A 24,583-nucleotide genomic window follows, 5' to 3' on the forward strand; every position below is an offset into this window, starting at 1 on the left:
GCTACAGTTCCCCCTCTCTTAAATCGTTCCAAGTTTTGCCAAGTTTTTTCCACTCGTTCCAAGTCTTTCCTAGTGCCTTAATGTCATCCCAAGTTCGATACTTAAACTCAAAGTCGTAAGCCAAGTGTGCCGGCTTGACTTTATCAATTATCTTTCTTATTTCGTCAATCCTGCTAGGCACTCCTACAGTGCCTGTAAACTTTACAGCGAACTTGTAATTAGCATAGTCCTCTATGACCTCGCAGGTACCATTACTATAGGATTCCGCTATATTTTTGATTACCTCAACAGTTGTTGTTTCCTTAGCCTTTAACGCAGCCTTTATATTTGACCGTCTTATATCTAAATCAAGTAACGGATTATCTTCTATACCAGCAAATTTTGCCCAAGTATCAAGACTAAAAGTAGCTGTATCTATAAAAAACTCTCTTATAAGATTATCTATTGCTTTTTCTTCTAGTTCTAATTGTTCCTGCTCAACCTTTAATATCTCACTAATCGTCTTATTTTGTAAATGGTCGGGGTATAGTTCAATTAAATTAAACATTAATCAATCACCCCTTCTTGCAGCTCTATATTACCTACAGAACCCACTTGGTCAGTTATTAGCTTGATATTTTTAGTACCACCATTTACAGTAAGATTAGAGTAGTCAATCACTCCCTCAATCCTACTTAGGATACCAGCCACTTTAGTATAAGTTATCTCACTTACTGCATTTACAAGATATTCATCCACTCTTTCCCTAAATTCAGCTTTTATACTTTCTAGGTCTGTAGACTTATCAAACTCCACTGTAGCAGATATATTTACCTCCAGCACAGTAGGAGTAACAATTGTAACGTTAGCCCCAATGGGTCTTTTTATTTCTATAAAATCCTTAGTTGCCTGTACAACTTCTTCTGATACATTTCTATTGTTCTTAGTCATTACTACAACCTTTACCGTACCATTACCATTCCATAGTGGTATCACCTTTACATTCTTGACCCCATCAACCTGTAAAGCCCAGTTGATATAGTCGTCTACATTTCCGGATGTACCTTTATGAGCCTGAATATAAAAGAATCTTTCTTTTAGTTCCTCATCTGATTCTTGGCTTGTTCCGGTGTAATAAGGCGTGTATCCATAAACTCTTTCAACACCATCTATATCACAAGACAGTTCTACATTTGATGGGAGATTATATTCACTACCAACTTCATCGGCTTCTATTAGAATTCTGGCACTTCCATCTGAAATAGTAGTATATTCTTCAACGGATACAACGAAATAACTTAGACCGCCGTACGTTAAAGGAGTTTCCCTAAATATTTTAGTATCATCAGCTCCATGAAAAGTAACATGGCCCATTGCCCTTGTACCCTCTTTTCTCTTTACACCAAACTCCTCTACCCTCTTATCCAAACTATCCCCATAGCTATCCTTTATAAAGGCTATACTAAGAAGTTTTTCAAGCACCGAGTATATAGAAGCATGGGCAAGAGCGGAACCACTAGCAATTTCATTTAAAAAGGTCCCCTCATTCTTTGCTATATCTAAATTATAGCTATTTAATATTTCATTTTTTAAATTTTCATGCGTCCTATCTTCGAACATTAATTTTAACACCCCCATACACACTATCTACAGCTATTTTTATTGTCACTGTATCTCCATCAAAGGTAACACCTAAATTATCAACATCATTGATATATGGGTTAATCATTAACGCTTCTTTTATATACCTAAAAGCCTCCGATTCAGTAAGACCTTTACTAAATTTTTGCCCCACTAGGTCAGTAAGTTCAGTACCATAATCCCATGAGTAAACAGGGTATTCAAATCTATCTGTAAGTACAGCCTTATATATCCACACCTCTAGAGCATCAATGCCAGTAACTACCACTAAATCGTTTGTTATTGGATCCACTATAAAATCATTAGTATCAAAGTCATAAGCATACTCATAAAGTAAGGGAAGTTCCGTTTGTATTTCACTTACATAGTCACTAGGCACGCCTATAAAAGGGAAAAATGTTTCTTCCATTAAACCACCACCCTATCTAATATAAGTACACTATCACCATCAAATTTAATTAGAATCGTATCACCTTTTTTGAGTTTTATATCTTTAATTTTATGCCTATGGGATTCAGGACCGTTAGCATTTTCGGTTATATATCCCTCGCATAAAAATTTAATCCAAGATGTATATTTTATTTGTTCTTTTTTTAAAGTCATATCATTAAATTTTAGTTCTATATTGGGATAATCTCTAGTAACTTCCGCATAAAAAAAAGAAGGTGTGTAATTTCTCATTCCTTCGTTTCTAATTATTTCTATAAACTCACTTATACTACTCACTTTTCCTCCCCCCTAATTTACTCCATAACCTACTATTCTAGCCCAGCTAGACCTATATTTGCCATATGTCCTAGCCGCTACTTTATTTCCTGAATTACCTTCTATTGTGTGCACTTTCATTGATTCACCACTTCCAGAAACACCGGTTACGATGCCAACATGATTTGTATACCTTCGTGAGTACCCACCGTTTCCGTAAAAGAATATAGTATCTCCAGGCTTAGGTATATACTCATTAGGTGTTTTAAGCCTTCCAACATTCTTATACGCTGTGTAATACGCATCACATAGGTTTGTATTTGCAACGGGAGTGTACCCCGCCTCTCTTAAGCATTTAGTCGCAAACCAACAACACCAAGCAAAGCCCGGTTTATTAACTCCATTCCTTAGGTACTTAGTAGCAACATTAACAACTCCAGTTAAACCACTGCTTGATGTTCCACTTGATGTTGCAACCACATTAGCTTCTGCCTCTGCATCAGATGCCACGCCAGAACCACGCTTGCTATCATTCCAGTCTGTGCCAGTCCACTCTTTATACCATTTCTTTGTATTTGCTATATAAGCAGCGACATTATTGCCATCAGATTTCGGTGCCCATGTAGATATAATCTGGTCATAGGAGCGATTCTTCTTGTGTATATGAGATATGCCTATAAAATGAAATCCTCTTTTTATACCTTCCTCTATACTAGAATATATTCCAAACCCTCCACTAGTCTTTCTGATATTTGGGTCTGGATCTCTAATACCAAAAAAGTTATTACAATTTCTGGCTAAGTTAGAATCAAAACCTGCACCTGTTTCCATTCTGGCTATCATAAGTAGTAACATAGGATTGACCTTATACATATTTCCATATTTTACAAAAAGATCACCCTTGCCTGCTAATGGCCCCTTTAATACCTTATTAAGCATTTCGGCAGTTACGCCATGCCCCCAGTCCTTTGTTGAGCTACCACCAGCACCATCTGAAGATGATTCTTTTGTTTCATCCTTACCTGCATTCTTTTCATCCATGATATTATCAAAGTTTAATTCTAAATCAACTGTGTACTTGCCACCAGACCATGTGTGTTTATCTTTATCTATATAAAATTCACCTATAAGCCCCGTAAAGCTATCTTTTACCTGTACCTTATAGCCACACTTACAGGATATATCACCATACCCAGACAAGCTACAAGACCTTTCAGGCTTCTTAAATTCAGCCTTTATCTCTTCATCAGTGATAGCCTTATCTTTTTTCTGCTCTATTACCTTTGATATGTACTGATATAGCTTTCTAAGTTCAGCGTTTAGGCTTTCTTTTATCTTATTACCTTTTTCATCTACTACTACAACCCTACTCACTATATTTTCCATAGATACCTTGTAAGTGGCCACTTCAAGGTTTTGTTCTTCTTCAAACATAATTTTAAGCTTAGTAACTCCTTTTTCAATTATGTTGAACTTATCTAAATCAACTTCTACCATGTATTTTTTATGGTCCTTATCTGCCTTTGAATGGGCTGTGTAGGCACTCATGATAGTATCGTACCTAGTTGCACCTATAAACATCTTAGTAATCTTAGTCCCTGCCGGCGCTATCTTACCCCACTTAAGTGGCGGCTGTTTATCCTTGCCCTTAAAAACTTCCTTGGCTATATCACACGCCGTCTTATTTACAAAATTATAATTGACTTGGTCCTTAGCCAGTAAGAAGCCTATATCATGGGCAGTCATAGATATTTCATTATTTGAATTTGACTTATCAATATCTATTATAGTTCCTCTAAATATTTCCTTACCACCAACGTAAAAACAGCATGTAGACCCCTCTACAATCCCTAGCTGTTGCACCTTGGCATCATTTACAGCCTGCAAAAAACTAAATTCTAAAGTCCTAGAGGGGGATTTAATATCCCCACTCCAAACTACTGATGAAAGCACGCTAGACAATTTATAAAATTTTCCACCTCTTATATGTACTATAAGTTCTATATCTTTATTTTCATAAGTTGCCATTATGGAATCACCAACTTCCAATTACTATATATTACATTTGAATTTTTCAACTTAGGATACCTCTTTAGGTTCTCAGGATGTTGTGATATTTTTCGATACAATTTACCGTTCCCATAGTATTTTTGTGCAATTAGATATAAATACTCACCATGTTTAACCGTATGTACCTTACCAGGTTTCACCTTAAGCCTGCCTAAATCTACATTATTTCTCGGTCTAGAATAAACCTTGTTTGCGACAGGATTGCTAGGATTTCCACTAACTGGTGTGGGCGACCACTCAGGGATATTAATATCCGCATCCTCTTTTAACTCTACAACGAAGTACACATCTCCAGAACCATCTTTTTCTTTATACTCAAAATGTGATACTTTAACCGGTAGATTAATTGGTGTGCCGGTTACAATATATCTTAGCCTTTCACCACTCTTACACCATTTTTCAATCTTATTCACATATCCATATGGATCTTGTCCCTTTACATCTATAAACCCATATGTAGCAGATGCATCAGGAAAAAAACCACTAAGCGAAATTGAATCTGGTTCAGAACCATTGAATATGTTTACAGTTCCACGTTTTATTATTTTTTCCCCTGATATATCTGCATTTATACTTTTGCCTACCTCAGCAGGACATACAGGAAAGCGTAGATTATCCCCATTAGCATTTAAATACACTTCTATTGACATCCTACACACCCCCTGCTATTGCTATATTCATCTTCTTTACTATCCTAGCTGCTATTAAGTCTATGTCTGCTTGCTCTCTTACAGCCAGTCCATAGATATTTATATTAACACCAGATGATTTACCTTTATTGTTATCATACTGATTAGCCTCTTGCTTAGTAAGTACACGCTCACCTTCGTGAAGCGTAGCGTTATAATTATTATAAGGTACTCTTGCTTGTCCATAAGCATGTCTATGCCTTTCAGTAATTTCTTCTTTTGTCACTTTAATATGGGCTCCGCCTGATATAGCTTTTTTAAAGTTATCCCATGCTCTTTTTGCTCCATTTATAGCATCAGCAATTCCGCCAACAACCGTTACTATTCCATTAATTACAGGTCTTATAAGCTTCCCAGCGGTCATTACGGCTAACGTTATAGCTTTCCATGCTATATCCCATATAACCTTTAAAGCTTGTATAACTGACTGTATTTCCCTTGAGTGTTCAGCAATCCATCTCATAACACCTTTAATAACATCGCCTGCTAACTGTACTACTGGACGCATTGCCTCGAATACAGTCCTAACTATCGTTCCAAAAATTTGTAAAATCGCCTGTGATTCTGGAGTTTTATTCTTTATGTGATTGTAGAATGTTTGAAACAAATCAATTGCAGGTTGAACTCCTGTTTTGAAACTTTCAAAAATCCCACCTAAATCTATGCCAGATGCTAGCCCCATTAGACCTTGGATAAGATTACTTAAGCCACCACCAATTTTTTGTCCAAGCGATACACCTGCATTGTCTCCAAATTGAGAAAATAAACTTACTCCCTGTGCTAGGGCTGGCTTTATCCCTTCCAGTATTCCTGTTCCTAAATTTTGTTGTAAATTCCCTATGTTGCCTTTTATGGTAGATAGCATTCCTGAAGATGTTTTAGATTGTTTTGCAGCAAGACCACCAAATAAACCATCCAACGTTTGACCGTCTTTAGATTTCATTTTAAAGAAATCTCCACCAGCTTTGTCAAAATCTTCTTTGGTGCCTTTGAAACCAAATTCCTTTAGTCTTTCAAATTCACCCATTTTAGCATCAGCTAATGCCTCAATCGCATCACCCATATTTTTATTAGGGTCAGAAGCAGCCATATCTTCCGCTAGTTTAACTAGTTTCATGGATTGTCTAGTATCTCCACCCGATATAGTTAGGGCTCTTGTACCCGCTTTTATTACCTCTCCTGTTTCAAATGGAGTTGCATTAGCATTCGCCCTCAATTGCTTTATATAGGAATTTGTCATACTCTTTATTTGAGATTGCGACTTACCTTGGTTACCAACTCCCATGAAATGTTCCATAGATACCTTTTGTTGTTCAAGCTCCATACCTTTTTGCATGGTAGCTTTTATAACAACTCCTGCGGCTAATACCCCTAACATGGCTTTTATTTTTCCTAAAGTACCACTTGCCTTGTCTTTAACTCCAACCCTCGCATCCCATCTTTTTTTAACTATATCTTTTAATTTTCTACCAAGTTTAGCTATACTAGCCGTTGAGGTATTTTTTATATTTAAAGCTATTCTTTTAGCATTTAATAACATAGCCTCTTTTCTAATTTCAGCTAGTTTTTTCGCAGCCTTAGCGCCCCTAATTAATACTTCTTTAGGAGTTATTTTTTCTTTTTTTATCTTACTGATAAGAGACATAATACGCTTATAGATTGGGGTTGCGTTATCCTTAGGAGCTGGTATATCAGTCTTTACTTTATCTAACGTGTCTTTCAGTTCTTTAGTTCTTTGAATGATTGGCAATACATGTTCCGTATAGTCATCAACTAAAGTTATGATTGCCTCTAATCTTTCTTCGTCCATACCATCACCTCTGAATATATCAAAGGCAGGTATCTATATACGCATACCTGCCTTTGCAATCGCTATTTTAAGTTCGAGTCTTTCCTTTTCTTCTTCCATTTCCATTTCTGCAAATGCCTTTAATAGTTTATACTCTCCCTTTTTGTTATTCATTATTTCATAAGCCTTTGACGGAAGTATTCGTCCCCTAGACCACAAATAGTAAGTCATATAGACGTCATCATCCGTCTGAATTAGTTTTTTATTTCTTTAACAGATTCCTTTTTAAAACCTATGACTTCTTTGTATGCATTGTATATCTTTGTTATTTCACCCTTTGTAAACAACTTCTCGACAAAATGTTTCGGAGTTTTAGCATTGAATTTTCTCATCAAATCACTTTGCTTAAACAACTGCTTATCACAAACATAAACACATTCAATCAGTATCATTTTCTTGCTCTCCATAGGCTTGGAATCAACTTCAACATCTCCATCATCTGTATAACTCACCTTATTGTATCGTTCCTCTATATCCTCTTCAAGATTAATAGGAATCTGTCTTACTTCAACTATAAAAGGTGCTCCAGTTGCCTCTGTCAACCTAGGTATTTCTACTTTTTGTGACTTAACTTTAAATTTCTTTAAATCAGCAGATAAAAGTAAATCTAATACATTTGGTGACTCCTTTTCATCCTCTAAAACCTCTAACTCATCATTCATTGTCTTTAAATCTTCCATATCTATTCCTCCTTATATCGTATCCATAGGGTCATACCCTGCAAATGTAAATGGTGCTTCAGTTTCTCCGACTTCATTACGCTTCCAATCTGCAAGTGTTAAATCATCAAAAATTACACCTTCCAAGCTTATTCTTTCGACACCATATGACTGTGGGTCAGCTAATTTCGATACTATAGTAAATTCCATAGATTCGCCATTCTTAAATTTTTCTGATATAAGTGTAATCATCCTAGATGTCATTTTAAAAAGTGTCACTGAACCTTTTCCTTCGGCGGACATTATTTTATGCCCTACCATGTAATCTCTTGGCATTGTGATTTTTTCTTTATCAAAATCTATCTTAGCTTGCATACCTTTACACTCGGATACATATTCGCCATTTAACCACACTTCTCCCCACGTACCTGATATTGGTTTTTCTTGACTAAACTTCATCTTGCTATAATCCATTGTGTATCTCCTTTCTTATACTGAAACTTCTATATCAAAATCTTCCATAGCATCAATACCCTTAATTGTAAGGGCTAAGAACACTTTAGATCCTGTATCAGCCTCTTTTAGTTCTTGTTCACTTAACGCAGATACATCAACACCCTTTGATTTTAAATACTCTTTTTGCTTGGTCATGTTTATACCTACATTGAATTTCTTTTCAATTAATTCTTCTGAACTTAAATTGTTCAAAAAGTTTTTAATCTCTACTATAAGTAAGCATTTATTATCATAACTATTAGGCACTTTACCTATATAATGGTCTATTATGACTTTATATATCGCATTGTTTATAAATTTGTATGTATTTACAAGTTTAATCTTCTTAAACTGCTCCCCTCTATCCTCTGTTATAGTGGTTCTGCTGTTTACCCCTCTAGCAATTCTTGCCTTGCCTTTTTTCCAACAAAGTGTCAAATTTCCTGAATCTATAGCTGCGTTAATAGCATTTATTTCCTTGTCTGCTATGGATTCAATTTCATTTAAGGAAGCCAATGTTATTGATTGAGAGTATGGAGTACCAGCTATAAGTCCTGCTATACGTCCAGTATATGAATTAGCCTTAGTCACTTGCCCCCCAACTTTAAAATCTTCTTCCACAAAATTTACTACATCTTCTGAATCAGCCTTTATTTTTTTTGAAGACACTATCACTGTAGCTTCAACGCCTGATTCCTTTATTTTCTTTATAAAACTTATCAACTTATTATTGTCAACGTCCTCTGCATCTGGATAAGCCATAAAATTGAATTCTAACCCCTCCAATTTCTTTAATGCATCTTCTAAATTCTCATCACTACCCAAGCAATACACATATACTTTTGCAGGTCTATATGATACAGTTCTAAGGCTTGTTCCTTCTCTAATATCCTGTACATTTCCCCAAAACACATGGTCTATTATTGTCTTAGATTTCCCCTTAAAGCTTTCAGGAATTTCGTCAAAACTGTTAATTTCAGTTAGACCCTTGTTTGTATTATCTTTCAATAATAATAACACTACCCCTCTACCTGCTTCTTCTATAGCTCGCCTAGTAATTTCAATAAATTTAATTCTTATTTCAGGCATTCCCATATCTATTCACCATCCTTTACTTCTAAATCAACCGCAGTCATAACCTGTACTGGGTCCAATATCTCTATTTTGTCAGTTCCTGATATCTTTTTACCATCAACAAACGTTGTTTCAAGCATATTGTTGTATAGTTTTCCAATTAAAGATACATTTAATCTCCACCCAACTTCATCCTTTACTATATCTGGAGTTAAAGAGTTGATGTGCATATAATCACGACCTATTTTTAAACTCCGTATAAATAGACACCTTATCTTGCTTTCAATTTCATAAAGTTCAACCTTATTAATTGCTCCTAAAGGGTAATATGCTATATCAATCACTATAGAATCAGTATTGGCAAATAATGTAGCCACTTCACTAGCTAATGTTGTAACCTCTATGTATATACAGTTATTTGAGCTTGTATATTTCTGCAACTGTTCTTTGTCAATACATACCTTGGCATCAAATTTACCCTTTATTTGAATTGCCACCGCCTTTACAATATCTAACGTTGTAATCATACTAATCACCACCAAATATTTTTATTTCTGCCATCTCTTTGGATAGGAATAGTTTTCCACGCTTCACTGAATTTCTTAACATATGCCTTCCCGGAACAACTCGTCTGGCATTACTGCTAAAAGTCCTTGTTTGTGGGCTGTACCTAAGATTTTTTGCTGACCCCCTCGTCCTATGCCCATATTCAACGTGTTTGGCGTATTTTGTGTTATTATAGATTGTCACTTGGTGTAGTTCTCTATTCATTTTCCAAGATCTTTTAAGTCTTCCAGTATCAACAGGAGTATTCATTTTTACATCTTTTAATATATATGCTCCTGTCTTTTTAAGAAGATTTTCTGTTTTCTTGTCTATATCCACTTCAAGTTTTTTTATAAGCGAATCTACTCCAGTTAATTTCATGCTACAACCTTTCCTTTTTTTCTACAGGTATTTCAACGTGTGATACATAATAAAAGGGTTCTGATGCCACAAATTCATATACTCTACTGAACCTTTTCACACTTATTAGATCTCCTGCCTTAATATCATTCTCCGGTCTTGCAAATATACGGTGCGTTGATATTATCGAAGGAAAATCCCCTCCTATAGTTGGTTCATTCTTTTGAGATAAGGCACACGGTATATTGTCTAATACCGGTATACTCTCGTTAAAGTTTGATATTCCGGTTTCTTCATCAGTTTTTTCTACATGCCTTTTAACTGACATTCTATCTTCATATGTCAACGCAAATAGATCAGCTTCCCAACTACTCATTATCTATACACCTTCCTATGTCTATTAAGAGTTATATAATCATCCTTGCTAAACTCCAATAGTGAACCTATATCCGTATTTTTTTTAGTTACTTCTGTTTTTTCACCGTCTTTTAAGGTAATTGACGTATCCCCCCTACTTATAGACTTGATATTTTCTATACCTATTCCATTAATAGCAGCAGTTGAGCTAGAACTGTTTTTTTTAGCTTCTTCCTCTGCCTTTTTGAAAAGGGCTATGTCAATTAACTTTCTTTCAATAAAATCAAAGAGAGGAACATTAAGTTCCTCTCTTCGACAATAATCTAAAACTTTTGTTGTTAATTTACCAAAATAATATTTTATTATTTTTTCATCACTATAACCTGTATTTAAAGAAACACCTTCTAATATTTCTCTAAATTTACTTTCCATCTCCTGCATTTTCAACACCTGCCAATTCATCGACATTTACTATATCATCTTCATCAGCGCTATTTTTCTTCTTGCCCTTAGATGTTTTTCTAGTCCCTGTCTTTTTGTGAGTGTCCTTTTCACTTTCTATAATCGTATACCCCTCAGAGACAAGTTCTGCAGCCCTAGCCTCGGAATCAACCTCGACCACAACATTCAACTTCTCTAACCTAATCATCTTAAGCCTTAGCCTCTTTAATGTTTACGAACATACACTTCTTCTTATTGTCTGTCACCCATATATCATGGAATCTTCTATAATCAGCCTTCCAACCGTTAGCAGTTTGGTTAGTCATAGGATCGAACACTCTTATTACATCAAGTTTAGTTACTGCTATAGGTACATTTTTACCTACAACAAGGAAGTTTACAGTTTTACCTGAACCATCCTTCTCAAATCCACCCTTTTCCTGTCCGCCTGTAGTACCATCATTTAACTTAATCTTAGATACCATTATATTATCAGATGTTGGTATAATAGGCACACCATCTATCTGCTGTACTCTAGTTTCTACCCCATGAAGAGTTATTGTTGCAGTATTGGCTACAACAGCCCTAGCCTTTTCTATTTCTGTTATAGTGTCATAATTAGCATGTATCATCAACTCGCCATTGTACCCTATTTTTCTTATCGCCTTTATAGCATCCTTAACCTCATCTATTACAGTTTCCTTCTTAGGCACATACTGGTCCTTAACCATTTCCGCCTCTATAGCGTTGTTAGCAAGGTATGATATTCTATAAGCATCTATCTCCGGTATAACCTGCGTTCTCTGAAACTCATTCATAATCTGGAATATTGTTGCTATACCCGCTGTTTCGTCAACATCTCTAACATCAATATCAAAACTTCTACCCCTATCCTGTGTCATTTTCTTAGTCTGGAATTTAAGAGTAGCGGATCCTGTAGCATACCCATTCTTATAATTTCCCATACCATCTACTGTAAGCATTGGTATCTTAACCTCATCACCGCCAAAATACTGCAACTGTGACTGATTAACTTCCATCCAGGCAGTTGTCATTTCCGCAACTATTAACTCATCCAACTTTTTCTGCACTACCGCAACTTTTTCAATTTGATTTGCCATAATAAATTACCTCCAAAATTTTTCTAATCTCTTTTAAATCATACTGTCTAACATACTTTCAAAATCCTTAATATCTTCCGCACTAGAACCACCAGCAGGAACATATTTATAAGGTGCAGGGCCGTTACTAATACCGTTACTAGCATTGTTGTTCCCCTCACCCTCAACGACGAAGGCAGACTTGTTTTCTTCGATAAACTTCTTCATAAAATCCTCAGCACCATCAAGCTTGCCATCCTTTAATTTGAATTTTTGCTCCTTAAACTTAGATATAGTAGCTTCCTTAGCTAAATCAGATGTGAATTTATAGCCCTGCATGTACTTGTCTACTGATAAATCGTACTCCCTTTCGTTGTACTTGTTTTCCCAGTCCTGCACGCTCTTTTTTAACCCTTCAACATCTAGTTTCTCAAAATCTTCCACCTTAGCCTTAGAAACAGTTAACTCCTTGTTTAAATCTTCATAAGCCTTATCTTTTGTGGCTATATCCGTCTGCAGGTCAGATATTTTGCCCCTGTATGTTTCGATTGCATCATCAAGCTTCTGTATTGATTTCCCATGTTCCTTCATGATTTTACCGATAACATCATCTTCAAGACCTAATTCCTTCAAAAATTCTCTCTTCATTCTTTCAATCTCCTTTTCGTTTATTAACGAGGCAACGACCTCGATAGGTTTTGTTTTAACGACTTATCATGTCGAATTTTGATATAAAAAATAGGCCTTTTTACGACTTGTCTAGGTCGAATTATATTAATTAGTATTGCGGCGGAAGCAAATTTCCTTCGCACACTTTTTCCCGCAATTTGCGGTAGATAATGAAACGAAAAAAGCTGGCATTTTCAACGCTTTTGCAATTTGCGTCTCTTTCGTCCCGGTAGAAAATGGAACGCAAATAACGAAATTATTTATTAAACATATCCTTATTTAAAGAGTCTAAATATATCTCTACTGTCATAGTAGGAACTCCACCAGCAAAACATATAATGCCTTCATGCAGTGCCGCCTCAGCCCATAGCGGCACATAGTGTTCGCCCGTTCTAGTTTTAAAATCACCATCAAACTTAAATGCCTCAACTACTACTGGTTTTTTCCTATATTTCATATATTACTCCTCTCATATTTTATACGACGGATTTTCGCCTTTTTCCGTCATATAAATATTTATACGTCGAATTTTAGCCAAAATCCGTTATATAGATTTACTGCACTAAAAAAGCACCCTAACTACTGTTAAAGTGCTTATTTTTTTCTATATTTAAAAAATTCCACCCATTCCGGATTTTCCTTGTCAAATATTTCTACTTCATCTTTTGATAGATTATGAGGATAGTCAGAAAACAAGTTGTATATTTTTTTTCTGTCGAAACTAAATAAAAACTCACCTACTGAATCTAATCTTTCTACCCACCATACCTTACTTGCTTTGTCATCCTTATAAAAGTTGCTCATCCCTTTTATATCACAATCTGCAAAAACAGTATTATCTGGTTTGGATGCATATTCTTCTAATCTATTGATAAAATTATCATAATTATTATTTGACACTACCTCCAACCCCTTTCAATTGTTTTGCTTCGTTTGTATTGATGTAGCCTAGTATTTGTTTAAATTCTGAATTTCCTTTTAATGAGTCTACATCAATTAATATGTTTTCCACTTCATATTTACCTATATATTTCATTGTGTGACTTCTTCTACATCCAAACCTTTTACGTAGAACATCATTATTTAATGGTTTAAAACCATTGTTTTCTACACTCTGCAATTCTAAATATTGTACGTCATCAGTAGTTTTTCTTATAATTGCAGCATGACGGCCTGTCGCTAAGTAGTATTCCTTATCTATAGCCATATTTTGTAACAGTTTTGATACTGCTTTAAAGTCATTACTTTCTTTAACAACATAGCTTTTAACACCTGTTAGATTGGCAATTTTTCTTATATTATAAATCACAGAAAAATACCTTTGACTATCTCCACCTCTGAAATCTCTAACATTTAAACCGCCTTTATTTCCAATATAAGCAAAAGCTACTGATGAACAAGATCCTTTTGTTAAATCTCCACCACCTAAATTACTTATAATTTTACTTTCGGTAGGTTTAAATATATATCTTTTAGGTTTTATATATTTAATATTTTGTGCTTCAATTTCCTTCGACAACCCACTATCATTTAAACTCTTATTGTTAACTATATTATACATTTTTTTATGAGTATTTACCACAGATTTTTTAACTTCTGTATTAATTTTAGTGCCATGCATTACATTATTCCAGCTACCCGTTTCAAGGGCCTTCCTATAGTCCTTATAACTAGTATCAGCCTTTAAATATATGTAATTACCCTTGCTATCTTTGGCAATCCTTGTCTCATCCCCTAAATTTTCTAAATCTGCAGGTACAGTAGTAGATCTACAATGTGGGTGCATTGGTGGAAAATTAACACCTGGTGTAGCCTCTGACAATTTAAAAATCCTTCCATCCAAATGTCTGCATATATTTGAAGTTCTTGTATCAAGTGTAGCTATGTACTCGTATGAATCTATATCAAATTCCTGATACATCTTTAAATCCCCTTGTGCACACGCATATGCGTGTTCGGTGTTAATAAGTCTTTTAGTAACCTCAATTGATGTATCCATAGTAGCAGATAATTCACGTATGCACTTCCTTAAATCCTTGCCTTGTATGCACGCTTGGACTATCTGTTCTTGTACCTTTTCTTTCAGCCTAGTTCTGTTATTCCACAACCTTTTACTATAGTTTTTACCACTCCAAGGTAGGTTTATTATATTCTCTATTTCTTCCTTGCTTATAAAGTTAAAGGCTGTATGAAATCCATTTAGAGTATCTATTGTGTATGCTGTTTGCGTGAAACTATTTTTTACTCCAGATTCTAGCAGAGCTTTTACCTCTTTATGTTTAAAGTTATAATCTTTATCCAGTATCTTTTGTATTTGATATAGATTTTCTTCTAGCCTTGTAATTCTGCTTTTAGCAGATAGGGTATTTAACTCTAGTAAAAGTTCATCATTGTTGGTTTCTTCAATCTCCTTAACATAATCAACTAGATCCATTCGCCACGCTTTATACCTATCACCGGTTAATAGCTTATTAGCCTCGGTATAGCTTATCTTATTATCGATTGAATATCTAGAGTATATTTTATATATCTCATCCTCAATATCCCTACTAGCTTTTTTTAAATTACTAGCAAGTATTTTTTCAGTTTTATCAACATCATTCAAATGCCCCTTGAGCTTTTCTCTTTCTCTTTTAATCCAATATTCATTAGCCATTAGAACTATTCCTTACTACCTTCATTATCAACCTTATTGGGCTTGTCCGGGAAATACAAATCTTCAATCCCAGCTTCGTTTTTTGCCTTCTCTTCCTCAAGTAGTTTTAATGCCTCATCAACGTCATCAATCCAAGGATGATTTAATAATACATACTTAATTGGAATAACCCCCATGGATTGCTGCGCTATTTGTGCGTTCTCAAGGTCATTAGATATCATATTCCTAGTATATGTTTGCTGTATCATATCAAACCCAATATTTAAGTGATTTAATATAGCCTCAACCAATTTAGATACACCAGCCCTAAATTCAGTCTCGGTATTACCCGCCTTCAACTCTAATTTACGGTAAAAGAACTTTAAAGCTACCCCGCTAGCATTACCGACACTTTCAACATCTTGCTGTAACCCTTGTCCAAACTCATATATCTGCTTCTTTAAATATTCTAAAATAATCTTTCTAGCCTCAACAGGTATATCAATTTGTATGGTTCTAAAATCGCCCTTACCCTGTATCTCGTTTGTTTCTAGTTCAACAGTCTTATATCTCTTTAAATCATTTTTAAACTCATCTAGGTCCTGCCCGCCATAATTTTCTAGTATATATATCACCTGCTGTATATCCTCAATATCATTCGCATAACCACTCATGACTTTATCAAATAAATCTATCTGTTTTTTATATTTATCTAAATCGCTAGTCTCGCTCATGTTATTAGCAAACTTTATAAACGGAACCCTGCCAGCATTATGACTAATAGTTTCACTTTCTAAGGCTATAGTTGTGCCGGATTTTAATTTGTATTTAGTAAACTCCTTATCATCCCATACCTCAATATACCTATATTTTTCTTTAACGGTAGTTTCCTCATCCCTATACTCGCTAACATCATAATATCTAATAAATTTAGATGTGCCTTTTTTTAAAGTACTGTCCTTTAGTTCAATACACTCTTCCGTATTTACCTTCTCATACTCAAACCCGCCATCTTCATTTATCCAGTAGTGTAGCCAAGCTTTACCACAATTGCAGCTTTCAATACATAAGTTTTTCAACTTCCTACTAAAATCATCACCCAAAACCTTTTTAACTTTTTTGTTGATATCATTCTTATTATCATCAACATCAATTAAAGGCTCATAGGTAAACATATAGGCCGCTTTTTCATCAGTAAGCAATGTATGGAAGGAATGAGTTACTCTATTATCAGCGTGCCTTAATACACCATCTCCGACTTTTTCCTTACTAGTAGAACAAACACCCTTTTCTAATATGTCATTTTCATTCTTATAGTATCTTTTGTTGTTCTTTATCTTATCAGCCGTTGATTCATAGCCTTTTATTACCTCTAATACTCTATTTAGCTTCATCCGTTCTCACCTCCCACTTATTAATAACTTTATCAGAATACAGTGCATACCTAATTGAATCCTGCACGTCATCATTTTCTTTTAAAGGTTTTCCAGTATCCTTATTCCAAACATAACTAAATATCTCTTTTCTAAATCTATCCGCTATAGGCCTATATATAAAAAGTCTCTTTAGCTTGTATAGCCTAGATACCGTTTCTACCCCGGATAATATCTGTTTACTAGCCCCGTATGCCTTTAGTTTGTTTTTCTTAAACTTAACAACATACTCCGGTCTAGCAGAATCACAATAAAAAGGTATATGCCCATACCTCTTTTTTATTTCTAGTGCTATTTCTAGCCAATCTTCAATTTCCTTATACCTATAAGCGTGTTCCTCAACCATATAGAAGTTGCCGTCTATACCTAGCCCTATAACAACAATAACCCCGTAATGGTCATATCCCCAGTCGACACCTGCGAAATATCGTTCCATATCCGGCAATGTATCAACGTAATGTACCTTTACATCAAAATCCCTATACACAACACCCTCGGAGTTAACCCAGTTGCCGTTTATATCCCTTTCCGTAAACATACCGGAAGGGGTGGAGTTTTTAATGTTGTTTATATATCTATCGGATAAGAATGTATTATCGTCTAGTTTCCAGTTAAATTCAACTATAGTATTTTCATCAGCTTTATCTATATAATTAACCTTCAACCAATGCTCCGGGTTATCCGGGTTTGTATCTATTAGTATCCTAGCACCTGTAGCAGAGCAACGGGACTTGATTTCATTGAATACTTCCTCATTGGCCATGGTCCCTTCATTGATGTACGCGCCCCAGGATGTCATACCTCTAATTCTACCCAAGTCATTTTTCTTGGAATGTCCAAAACAACAAACAAGTACACCAAATAATTTAAATCTATTGTGCTTATCGAATTTAAACTCAATGCCGTATTTATTTGTTAGTTCAATCAATACATTTCTTTGCAACGAACCTAAATCCGCACCAGCTAATATGTATTGTGGGTCCTTAACACCCTCATCATCAGCTATTTTTTTAATCCTAGTAAGCTCCTGTAAAAATAAATCATTATTTAATATGGTCTTACCGGTTCTTTTCGCTCCGTGATTTATTAGCATAAAAAAATCATGGTTTAACGCGTGTTCTAACACCTCATACTGCTTATCATGATATAAGGCTTTAAGTTTATTCTTCATCAACCATAATCCCCCTTATACCATCTATTAATTTTTCCAATCTATCCTCGGTTGTTTCTGATGTCTGAACCTTTAGTTTTTCAAGTTCTAACCTCTGTCTAGCTATATCAATCATTTCTCTATCATTTTTAATCTTCGCTATATCGGTTATTACCTTCGCCCTTTGCTTTTGTATCCTAGTTAACTCACCTTCGTACTTATGAATCAATTCAAAAACATAAGTTGTTTTACCTACAGTTTCAACCGTATCTTCCGTATAATCATCAACCGGTGTCGCACCTCTATGCTTAGTTTCAATCTTTCTTTTTTCAGCACTAACAGTAATCAACCCAGTTTCATTTTCCCTTAGTTGCTTTATCAGCTTAGCATACCTAAGTTCTCTAACGGTCAATATATCTTTTTCCCTATACAGCTCCTCTAATTCATTATCCCTTAGAGAATCACTGATTAACTCTATTTCATCCTCAGCCATGGTAGAGTACATTATCTTTTCATATGCCCCATGAGTTGTTGCTATAGGTGGTTTTTTGTCAGAAATAAGTGTACTGTTTTTTCTAGTATTCAGTGCACCGTTCTTTTTTGGTGGTGCATTGATATTTCTTTTTATCTTTTTTTTAGTTTTTGCACCGTCTTTTTCTTCTTTCCACCTATAACGTTTTATCCATGATTGAAGGGTGTTTATTGATAGATTATATTTTTTTGAAATATCTTTTTGTTTTACGCCGTTTAAGTAATCTTGTTTAGCCAGCTCCTTTACATCTTTCACACCACCACCTCTTTATATACTTATTGTTATTTTTAAAATTAAGCTTCTAATATCCTATTTAATCCTCTGTACGCTCCTTCAATGTCACCCTTTAAGGCTTGTCCTCTTAACGTCTTAAATTGCTGAAACGTAAGTTTATCATTACAACTCTTTAATATTTTAATAAATTCATTTTTGCTCATGTCACACCTTTTATGCACTAAAAAAGAGTGCCTACTTAGCACCCTTAAATAATTAATATACTTATTATCTTAAATACGCAGCCATCGAAATCAACCTAGGTTTCTGATTGTATTTCTTGGCTAATTCCTTGCTTTTATCGTTTGCAACTTTCAAATAAGGCTTTATATCTTTTTCAGCTTCTTTTCTATCTATTACATTGCTTCTATATAATGTTTTAGCCTGCTCTGCCCTGTTTCTAAGTTCTTCTATCATACTAACGCCTCCTAATAATTAACAACTATTTACTATATCAGTATGATAAACGATAACTAGCTATATGTCCAGTCCTTTCGTAGAGAAAATTTCCTCTTCTTCTAATGTTTCTAACTCCCCAAACTCATCTTTAATTTTCTTTGGATCACCCTTATAGAACACCAATACATTCTGATGAAGCCTAGCAACCTTTCTATTAGCCATATACCTTCTAGCACGAATAGCAGCCGTACCTATACTATTTAATAATATTAAATCATTGTAAAAATACATCCCTTCTTCTGCTAAAGCCTGTTTAGTTAATCCAGTTAAATCCCTGTAAAACCCTTTTTTATCTCTAACATCAGAAATAACAACAACGCCAAAGCGATTATCTTTTAATGTCCTAGCTGTTCTTCTAAGTATATTACTATAAATTTCAGAAAACGAATTATAATCCATATTGCTTATATCTTTATCATTATCTGAGTATACTTCCAAATCAAAATACGGTGGACAAGTAAACATTAAATCCTGTGACTCCTCATTGACGTGTTCTAATACATTTTGACTATCATCACATATCCATTTTATATTACTTAACCCCATTTCATTAGCGTTATTAAAGTTAGCATCTATCTGTTCCTGCCTTAAATCAATCCCAGTATAACTATGCCCTAACACATTGGCAACTATACCCCTTACACTACCACCAGCAAACGGGTCAATTATATTGCAATTTTTATTAGGAGAAAACCACCTATAACCAAGTTCGCATAAAACAGGGTCAAATATACTCGTTCCTGCTAATGATTCGTTAATTAGTGCCTTTGAAAAAATTAATCCATCTTCTCGACCAACTTCTGATTTAATCCCTAATTCTTTCCACGCTTTTTTTCTGTTTTGCCACCTATCTGTCTTTGTATCTATATAAGAAAACGGAGAAAATAGAAAAGTATCCGCCAAATTACTATCCACCGGATTATTTTTGTTTTTTCCCAAGATTGAGCCAGCCTCCCCCGAATTATTATTATCTAATTCAGCAAATAAATCGTCAAACCCAAACAAATCCATATCTATATCTATACCGTCTAACTCTTCCTGCAGTGCCTCAAAATCCCATTCAGCAAACTCACCAGTCTTATTATCAACTAGCCTATAAGCCTTAACCTGTTCATCCGATAAATCAGTCAAATACATACAGGGTACTTCCTCAAGCCCTAACACCTTAGAAGCCTCATACCTCGTATGCCCTGCAATAATAACATCATCACCATCTAATAGAATTGGATTAGTAAACCCGAACTCTTTTATAGATTCAGCAACCTTATCAATTGCATTTTCATTGTGCCTTGGATTGTTCTCATAAGGAACAATATCATCAAGACATACCATTACAATTTCCCTTTCCCTTTCCATTTCTACCTCCCATATAATTATATTTTGTTGTCCCACCAATCCCACCAAAAAAGACGATACAACATATGTTATATCGTCAATTTAGCAGTTTTTAATTATTGGGAGCAACATAGTATCAGCTTGTGATAATCAAAATAACCGAGATTACCACATTGACATAGTAACATAAAGTTACCCGCCAAAACACGCCATATCACGTTTTAGGATAATTTTTTTACCTTTCTCCCCTAGTCTTATGTGTAGCTCTTTCCACCTTATTTAGATTAATCTTCACCAATACTGGTATTTCTTTTTCAATATCATAATCCAGCATCTCAATTTTGCTAGGCTTAGGATAATCTTCTTCATCCTCGTACATATCCATCAACATTAGTTCTATACAATCACTAGCCATTTGTATTACTTCCCCTATGTTTTCAGCCTGTGTAGTGCAATTTAAATCAGGTATATCTATAATAATCCATCTGTTTTCTGACTTTAGTATTACAGGATATTCAAGTACTCTTTTATTATTCATCCCTACCCCCGTTTATGTTATTCAAATTTTCTGTATATCTTTGCATCCTAGGTGATAACTTTATATAAGTATTAATACTTGCCTTTTTCTTAAACATCATTACTTTTATTTCCCTTTCCTTTAATCTTACACATTACTCAACCTCACTTAATTCTATAGCCATCACCCCATACTTATGTATATCGACTAGGCCATAAATACTATGAATCTCTTCTACTAGGTCTTTTGTTTCCTTGTATTCATCCCCAAAATCCTGTAGCCTGTACCTACCTAGCAACCTAAAAGGCATTGTAAATAGTTTTATTCTTTTCACCTTTCTTTCCAGTTCTTCACCGGTTTCTAGGTTCTTGAATAATATTACATCTCCTAACTTCAATTGTCGTCTTTTCCCATCATTCAGCCTTACTTCTACTTTTTTAGATCCATTTTTCATCATCTGGAAGTGTTTATCTTTTAAGTGCATTTTTATTTTATTTCTCATTTGCTGCTTCCCTCTCTAAGTTTAATAGCATTTCTATTACTTGTTTTTCATTTTTTATTTCATCTAGTCTTTCATCATCCCCTGAAAACGGACCCAATTCTTTCATCTCGTACTGTAGCCATTTTATAGCATATTCATATGCTTTTAAATTAATCTTATGAATTAATAATTCTCCACTATTCATTAGTTGCCCCTACCTTATCCCAATCTACTCTTTCCAATATTTCCATCAATTTTGCGATTTCAGGGTCACAATATGTACAAATACAATATGTATGAGCATCCGAGTGGTGGTTATGCCCTTTTCTTTTCAAATAATTTTCTGCTGCTTTTTGAGTTAAGAAACAAAATTCATGAACCCAGTTTTTTTGCATATAGCATATTTGAACATCCTCACCATATAAGTATTCTTGTATAAACTCTAAAGCGTTATCATCTACATATATTGAATCTTCTCCATCCTTAGTCCCATATACTGTAGCACCCCTGTATCCGTCATATTCAAATATTAGTCTATCTTCCTTTGGATTATACACAACATCACAAACTTCAATATCGTTAATTTGTTCCATATATTCTACTAATTCATTGTATATATCTTCTGTCGATAAAGCTCGACAACGATTAGGATCATATAAAACCGTATAATCATAACTATCTTCGTTAGCTTGTAAATCTTTCCTATCCTTTATAACCCACGTCCTCACATCAGCAGTACCACAATTATCCTGTGTATTTCTTTCTTTTTGCAATGCTTTTAAGAACTCTACATCTTCCTTGCTTAGTTTTCTTTTCTCTGTTTTATCTTCATGATACCTTAAATTAGTATGAAAATATGCCATCTTATATTACCTCCCAATAAATTTATTTATAAAATATATCTGTCCTTTACCTGTAACCTTCGTGGTCCTAGTAAGCCTTACAGACCCATTAGCATTCACTACAGAACTTTCCTTAATCTCAAATAGTCCCATTTGCATTGATTGTTGAGTAGGCATATTATAACTTTCTCCCTTACGGCTTATTAAGTATCCATTTTTACGTAACCACTCAAATAGCCTATTTTGTCCTATATCAAACCCATTCTGTTTGATTAACTTAGCTAGGTCACCGATTAATATACTACACTTACTAGCTTCAACGCTTTCAGCAAATAATACTTTAGGTCTTTGCTCTTTTATTGTTAATTCTAGTGTATTAATTTTCTTATCTGCCAGCAATAACGCTCTAGCCATTATTCTTTCAGGGCTATTAAATTCCTTTTCAACTTCAATAAAGTACTGTCTGAACTCTCTACCTTTTTCGTTCCTCTGAATCATACATATTTCTTTAGCCATATCTATTTTAACCATATGGTCATCTAATTCTTGTCTGGCTAGGGCGTTAAAAACTTTACACCCTAAATAATCTTCTCCTTCTACAAAACCATAATGTAGCATTCTATTAAACCAACTAGAATATCTTTCTGTTATCTCTAGCCTTGAATGTAGTTCCCTGCCACTTACTACTGGTTCCTGATTATCATTAGTTGTTACAGTTATCAATTCGTTCATTTAGTCCACCTCCTGTATAACCACGCTCCATGTAAGAGGTATAATCCTATCGTATAGCTTTTTTCTTATCTCCCTTAATTCCTTTCCTTTGTACACCTTACTTGCTGCCTTAGTGTTAAGTGTATAGAAATCTATCTTTAATTTCCCGTTGCTAGAGATTGCCTTGTTTATTATTTTCATAATTCTGTTCTTATCTCTAACCTTTATTTTCTCATTTCTTTCAATCATTTTTATCCCCCATAATGTACGATATTACCTAGCCAACCTGTACTAACTGTAGCTTATATTTGTAGTGCAGGTCAGCTATAATATTATTAACAAGTTAATACAGTACTAATTTTCAATAAGGTTTTCATACTCAATCAAGGCTTTTCCATGATATCTTTCAATCGTCCTTTGCTTGATATTTAACTTTAAAGAAATTTGAAGTAACGTCATACCCTCGATATACTTCATTCTTAGTATATTTTGATAGAGTTCATTAGGGATGCAGTCAATTCTTTTGTTATATAAGGCTAACTTTTCCATTTTATCAGCCTTTAAATCTTCCAGCTTTGACTTAGTATCAATATACTTACAGATCAAGTTTTCTTTCCCACTCGAACTTGACTGTATTTTGTCTCCATAGTTGATTGCTCCCCCCTCTATTGATGCACGCATTTCGATTATTTGACGTCCTAGAGAATCAATATTATCTTGTATGTAGTTGATGTCTTTTAACTCTCGTTTTGCACGATTAACATTTTTCTTTTCTATTTTCTGCATTAATAAACTTCTCCTCAATACTTAATCTCGCACCTAACTAACTAGATAAACAGTCACCAGCCATTAATCATATTCAACAAATGTATACTCAGGGTACTTATACTTGAATAGCTTACGTTTTATAACGTATGTAGGCTCTTTTCTAGTAATTGCAGACTTCACATCCTCAACATACTTAACCCCATCCTTAGTATATACAAAGTCTGCTAGATACTTTATAGACCTTTCTGTACGCCCTCTGTTATCCTTAAAACTCTCCTGTAATATAAATGGTGCCTGTAGTTGTAAATCTTTAATATAACCTAAATTAGCAAGCTTTTTTAATTCAATATACCTGTTAAACTCTTTCCTACTATCGAATTTTAATCCGTTGTAGGTTATTTTTTTATTCTTGTACTTATTACCCTTTGTTTTTGCTACTCTCTTCCCGAACCTTTTATTAAACTCGTCCTCAGACCATCTAATCATTTACGAGCCACCCTAACATCTCAATAGCCTTTTTAATATCCTCAAGTCCGTTTTTATTCTCATGTCTCATTACATAAGCTAAGGCATCACCGACTATCCAATTTTTATACCCCTGCTCACCTAGCACTGATTTAATCACATCCTTCACCTGTGCATCACCAGTATCTGTATATAACCCATCTAACTTATAATGACTTGGCTTTACAGGATTTTTAATTTCGACACGATTTATATTTTCCACCTGTTGTTTAGATTCCATTTTTAATTCCTTTTCGATATCTTCAAATACTTCATTTATTACCTGTTCTAATATATCTTTCATCATTT

General features: G+C 34.5%; 35 protein-coding genes. All 35 read right to left on the bottom strand.

The window, feature by feature from the left end; all coding sequences use genetic code 11:
• Position 1 precedes the first annotated feature (1 nt).
• Positions 2-547 carry a putative phage tail protein gene (locus F823_RS0101560; protein ID WP_002845602.1) on the bottom strand — a complete coding sequence of 182 codons (546 nt, stop codon included), beginning with the start codon at positions 545-547 and terminating at the stop codon, positions 2-4.
• A complete protein-coding gene (locus tag F823_RS0101565; protein WP_002845603.1) occupies positions 547-1,599 on the bottom strand; it encodes a baseplate J/gp47 family protein in 1,053 nt (350 codons plus the stop codon). The genes F823_RS0101560 and F823_RS0101565 overlap by 1 nt, the downstream gene beginning before the upstream one ends.
• Positions 1,586-2,029 (bottom strand): DUF2634 domain-containing protein, encoded by a 444-nt coding sequence (locus F823_RS0101570; protein ID WP_002845604.1) that lies wholly within the window; start codon positions 2,027-2,029, stop codon positions 1,586-1,588. Before F823_RS0101570 ends, F823_RS0101565 begins: the two co-directional genes overlap by 14 nt.
• Entirely contained in the window at positions 2,029-2,346 is a 318-nt protein-coding gene (locus F823_RS0101575; RefSeq protein WP_002845605.1) for a hypothetical protein, read from the bottom strand. Before F823_RS0101575 ends, F823_RS0101570 begins: the two co-directional genes overlap by 1 nt.
• Positions 2,347-2,358: 12 nt before the next feature.
• Complete coding sequence (locus tag F823_RS0101580) at positions 2,359-4,353, bottom strand: XkdQ/YqbQ family protein (RefSeq protein ID WP_019595297.1); 1,995 nt, start codon at positions 4,351-4,353, stop codon at positions 2,359-2,361.
• Entirely contained in the window at positions 4,353-5,045 is a 693-nt protein-coding gene (locus F823_RS10745; protein ID WP_019595298.1) for a LysM peptidoglycan-binding domain-containing protein, read from the bottom strand. The genes F823_RS0101580 and F823_RS10745 overlap by 1 nt, the downstream gene beginning before the upstream one ends.
• A gap of 1 nt (position 5,046) precedes the next feature.
• Positions 5,047-6,894 carry a phage tail family protein gene (locus F823_RS0101590; protein ID WP_002845611.1) on the bottom strand — a complete coding sequence of 616 codons (1,848 nt, stop codon included), beginning with the start codon at positions 6,892-6,894 and terminating at the stop codon, positions 5,047-5,049.
• 33 nt (positions 6,895-6,927) lie between these two features.
• A complete protein-coding gene (locus F823_RS11120) occupies positions 6,928-7,104 on the bottom strand; it encodes a hypothetical protein (RefSeq protein WP_002845612.1) in 177 nt (58 codons plus the stop codon).
• A gap of 23 nt (positions 7,105-7,127) precedes the next feature.
• Positions 7,128-7,613, bottom strand: coding sequence for a phage tail assembly chaperone (locus F823_RS0101600; protein ID WP_002845614.1), 486 nt, complete (start codon positions 7,611-7,613; stop codon positions 7,128-7,130).
• 12 nt (positions 7,614-7,625) lie between these two features.
• On the bottom strand, positions 7,626-8,066 hold the full coding sequence (locus tag F823_RS0101605; protein ID WP_002845615.1) for a phage tail tube protein: 441 nt from the start codon (positions 8,064-8,066) through the stop codon (positions 7,626-7,628).
• A 15-nt stretch (positions 8,067-8,081) separates the two neighbouring features.
• Positions 8,082-9,182, bottom strand: a complete 1,101-nt coding sequence (locus F823_RS0101610; protein WP_002845617.1) for a phage tail sheath subtilisin-like domain-containing protein — start codon at positions 9,180-9,182, stop codon at positions 8,082-8,084.
• Positions 9,183-9,184: 2 nt separating this feature from the next.
• The gene (locus F823_RS0101615) at positions 9,185-9,688 is read right to left on the bottom strand and encodes a phage tail terminator family protein (RefSeq protein WP_002845618.1); all 504 of its coding nucleotides are present in this window, start codon (positions 9,686-9,688) and stop codon (positions 9,185-9,187) included.
• 1 nt (position 9,689) lies between these two features.
• A complete protein-coding gene (locus tag F823_RS0101620) occupies positions 9,690-10,088 on the bottom strand; it encodes an HK97 gp10 family phage protein (protein WP_002845620.1) in 399 nt (132 codons plus the stop codon).
• 1 nt (position 10,089) lies between these two features.
• Entirely contained in the window at positions 10,090-10,443 is a 354-nt protein-coding gene (locus F823_RS0101625) for a hypothetical protein (RefSeq protein WP_002845622.1), read from the bottom strand.
• Entirely contained in the window at positions 10,443-10,865 is a 423-nt protein-coding gene (locus F823_RS0101630) for a hypothetical protein (protein ID WP_019595299.1), read from the bottom strand. The genes F823_RS0101625 and F823_RS0101630 overlap by 1 nt, the downstream gene beginning before the upstream one ends.
• Positions 10,846-11,073 (bottom strand): hypothetical protein, encoded by a 228-nt coding sequence (locus tag F823_RS0101635; protein ID WP_002845625.1) that lies wholly within the window; start codon positions 11,071-11,073, stop codon positions 10,846-10,848. The genes F823_RS0101630 and F823_RS0101635 overlap by 20 nt, the downstream gene beginning before the upstream one ends.
• A 1-nt stretch (position 11,074) precedes the next feature.
• Positions 11,075-11,986, bottom strand: coding sequence for a hypothetical protein (locus F823_RS0101640; protein WP_002845627.1), 912 nt, complete (start codon positions 11,984-11,986; stop codon positions 11,075-11,077).
• 33 nt (positions 11,987-12,019) lie between these two features.
• Positions 12,020-12,613: a phage scaffolding protein gene (locus F823_RS0101645; RefSeq protein WP_002845630.1), complete on the bottom strand. Its 594-nt coding sequence runs from the start codon at positions 12,611-12,613 to the stop codon at positions 12,020-12,022.
• A 277-nt stretch (positions 12,614-12,890) separates the two neighbouring features.
• Positions 12,891-13,091, bottom strand: a complete 201-nt coding sequence (locus F823_RS0101650; protein WP_019595300.1) for a hypothetical protein — start codon at positions 13,089-13,091, stop codon at positions 12,891-12,893.
• A 137-nt stretch (positions 13,092-13,228) separates the two neighbouring features.
• A complete protein-coding gene (locus F823_RS0101655) occupies positions 13,229-13,534 on the bottom strand; it encodes a DUF7675 family protein (RefSeq protein ID WP_002845633.1) in 306 nt (101 codons plus the stop codon).
• Positions 13,524-15,290, bottom strand: a complete 1,767-nt coding sequence (locus tag F823_RS0101660; protein ID WP_002845634.1) for a minor capsid protein — start codon at positions 15,288-15,290, stop codon at positions 13,524-13,526. Before F823_RS0101660 ends, F823_RS0101655 begins: the two co-directional genes overlap by 11 nt.
• 5 nt (positions 15,291-15,295) lie before the next feature.
• On the bottom strand, positions 15,296-16,663 hold the full coding sequence (locus F823_RS0101665) for a phage portal protein (RefSeq protein WP_002845635.1): 1,368 nt from the start codon (positions 16,661-16,663) through the stop codon (positions 15,296-15,298).
• Positions 16,650-17,873: a PBSX family phage terminase large subunit gene (locus F823_RS0101670; protein WP_002845637.1), complete on the bottom strand. Its 1,224-nt coding sequence runs from the start codon at positions 17,871-17,873 to the stop codon at positions 16,650-16,652. Before F823_RS0101670 ends, F823_RS0101665 begins: the two co-directional genes overlap by 14 nt.
• Positions 17,863-18,639 carry a terminase gpP N-terminus-related DNA-binding protein gene (locus F823_RS0101675; protein WP_019595301.1) on the bottom strand — a complete coding sequence of 259 codons (777 nt, stop codon included), beginning with the start codon at positions 18,637-18,639 and terminating at the stop codon, positions 17,863-17,865. Before F823_RS0101675 ends, F823_RS0101670 begins: the two co-directional genes overlap by 11 nt.
• Positions 18,640-18,885: 246 nt before the next feature.
• The gene (locus F823_RS0101685; protein ID WP_002845643.1) at positions 18,886-19,074 is read right to left on the bottom strand and encodes a hypothetical protein; all 189 of its coding nucleotides are present in this window, start codon (positions 19,072-19,074) and stop codon (positions 18,886-18,888) included.
• Between the two features lie 60 nt (positions 19,075-19,134).
• The gene (locus F823_RS0101690; protein ID WP_019595303.1) at positions 19,135-20,472 is read right to left on the bottom strand and encodes a DNA methyltransferase; all 1,338 of its coding nucleotides are present in this window, start codon (positions 20,470-20,472) and stop codon (positions 19,135-19,137) included.
• A 214-nt stretch (positions 20,473-20,686) separates the two neighbouring features.
• Positions 20,687-20,989, bottom strand: a complete 303-nt coding sequence (locus F823_RS0101695) for a type II toxin-antitoxin system HicB family antitoxin (protein ID WP_002845646.1) — start codon at positions 20,987-20,989, stop codon at positions 20,687-20,689.
• 133 nt (positions 20,990-21,122) lie between these two features.
• A complete protein-coding gene (locus F823_RS0101705) occupies positions 21,123-21,470 on the bottom strand; it encodes a DUF3850 domain-containing protein (RefSeq protein ID WP_019595305.1) in 348 nt (115 codons plus the stop codon).
• The gene (locus F823_RS0101710; protein ID WP_002845649.1) at positions 21,460-21,654 is read right to left on the bottom strand and encodes a hypothetical protein; all 195 of its coding nucleotides are present in this window, start codon (positions 21,652-21,654) and stop codon (positions 21,460-21,462) included. The genes F823_RS0101705 and F823_RS0101710 overlap by 11 nt, the downstream gene beginning before the upstream one ends.
• Entirely contained in the window at positions 21,647-22,312 is a 666-nt protein-coding gene (locus tag F823_RS0101715; RefSeq protein WP_002845650.1) for a hypothetical protein, read from the bottom strand. Before F823_RS0101715 ends, F823_RS0101710 begins: the two co-directional genes overlap by 8 nt.
• Before the next feature lie 6 nt (positions 22,313-22,318).
• Positions 22,319-23,023, bottom strand: a complete 705-nt coding sequence (locus F823_RS0101720) for a phage antirepressor KilAC domain-containing protein (protein WP_002845651.1) — start codon at positions 23,021-23,023, stop codon at positions 22,319-22,321.
• Entirely contained in the window at positions 23,024-23,251 is a 228-nt protein-coding gene (locus F823_RS0101725) for a hypothetical protein (RefSeq protein WP_002845652.1), read from the bottom strand.
• A 105-nt stretch (positions 23,252-23,356) separates the two neighbouring features.
• Positions 23,357-23,788 (bottom strand): DUF1492 domain-containing protein, encoded by a 432-nt coding sequence (locus tag F823_RS0101730; RefSeq protein ID WP_002845653.1) that lies wholly within the window; start codon positions 23,786-23,788, stop codon positions 23,357-23,359.
• A gap of 63 nt (positions 23,789-23,851) precedes the next feature.
• Positions 23,852-24,256, bottom strand: a complete 405-nt coding sequence (locus F823_RS0101735) for a DUF1064 domain-containing protein (RefSeq protein WP_002845655.1) — start codon at positions 24,254-24,256, stop codon at positions 23,852-23,854.
• On the bottom strand, positions 24,249-24,581 hold the full coding sequence (locus F823_RS0101740) for a DUF3310 domain-containing protein (RefSeq protein WP_002845656.1): 333 nt from the start codon (positions 24,579-24,581) through the stop codon (positions 24,249-24,251). Before F823_RS0101740 ends, F823_RS0101735 begins: the two co-directional genes overlap by 8 nt.
• Positions 24,582-24,583: the final 2 nt, after the last annotated feature.

Origin of the sequence: Peptostreptococcus anaerobius VPI 4330 = DSM 2949, from assembly GCF_000381525.1 — a bacterium.
In the GTDB taxonomy this organism is placed as follows: domain Bacteria; phylum Bacillota; class Clostridia; order Peptostreptococcales; family Peptostreptococcaceae; genus Peptostreptococcus; species Peptostreptococcus anaerobius.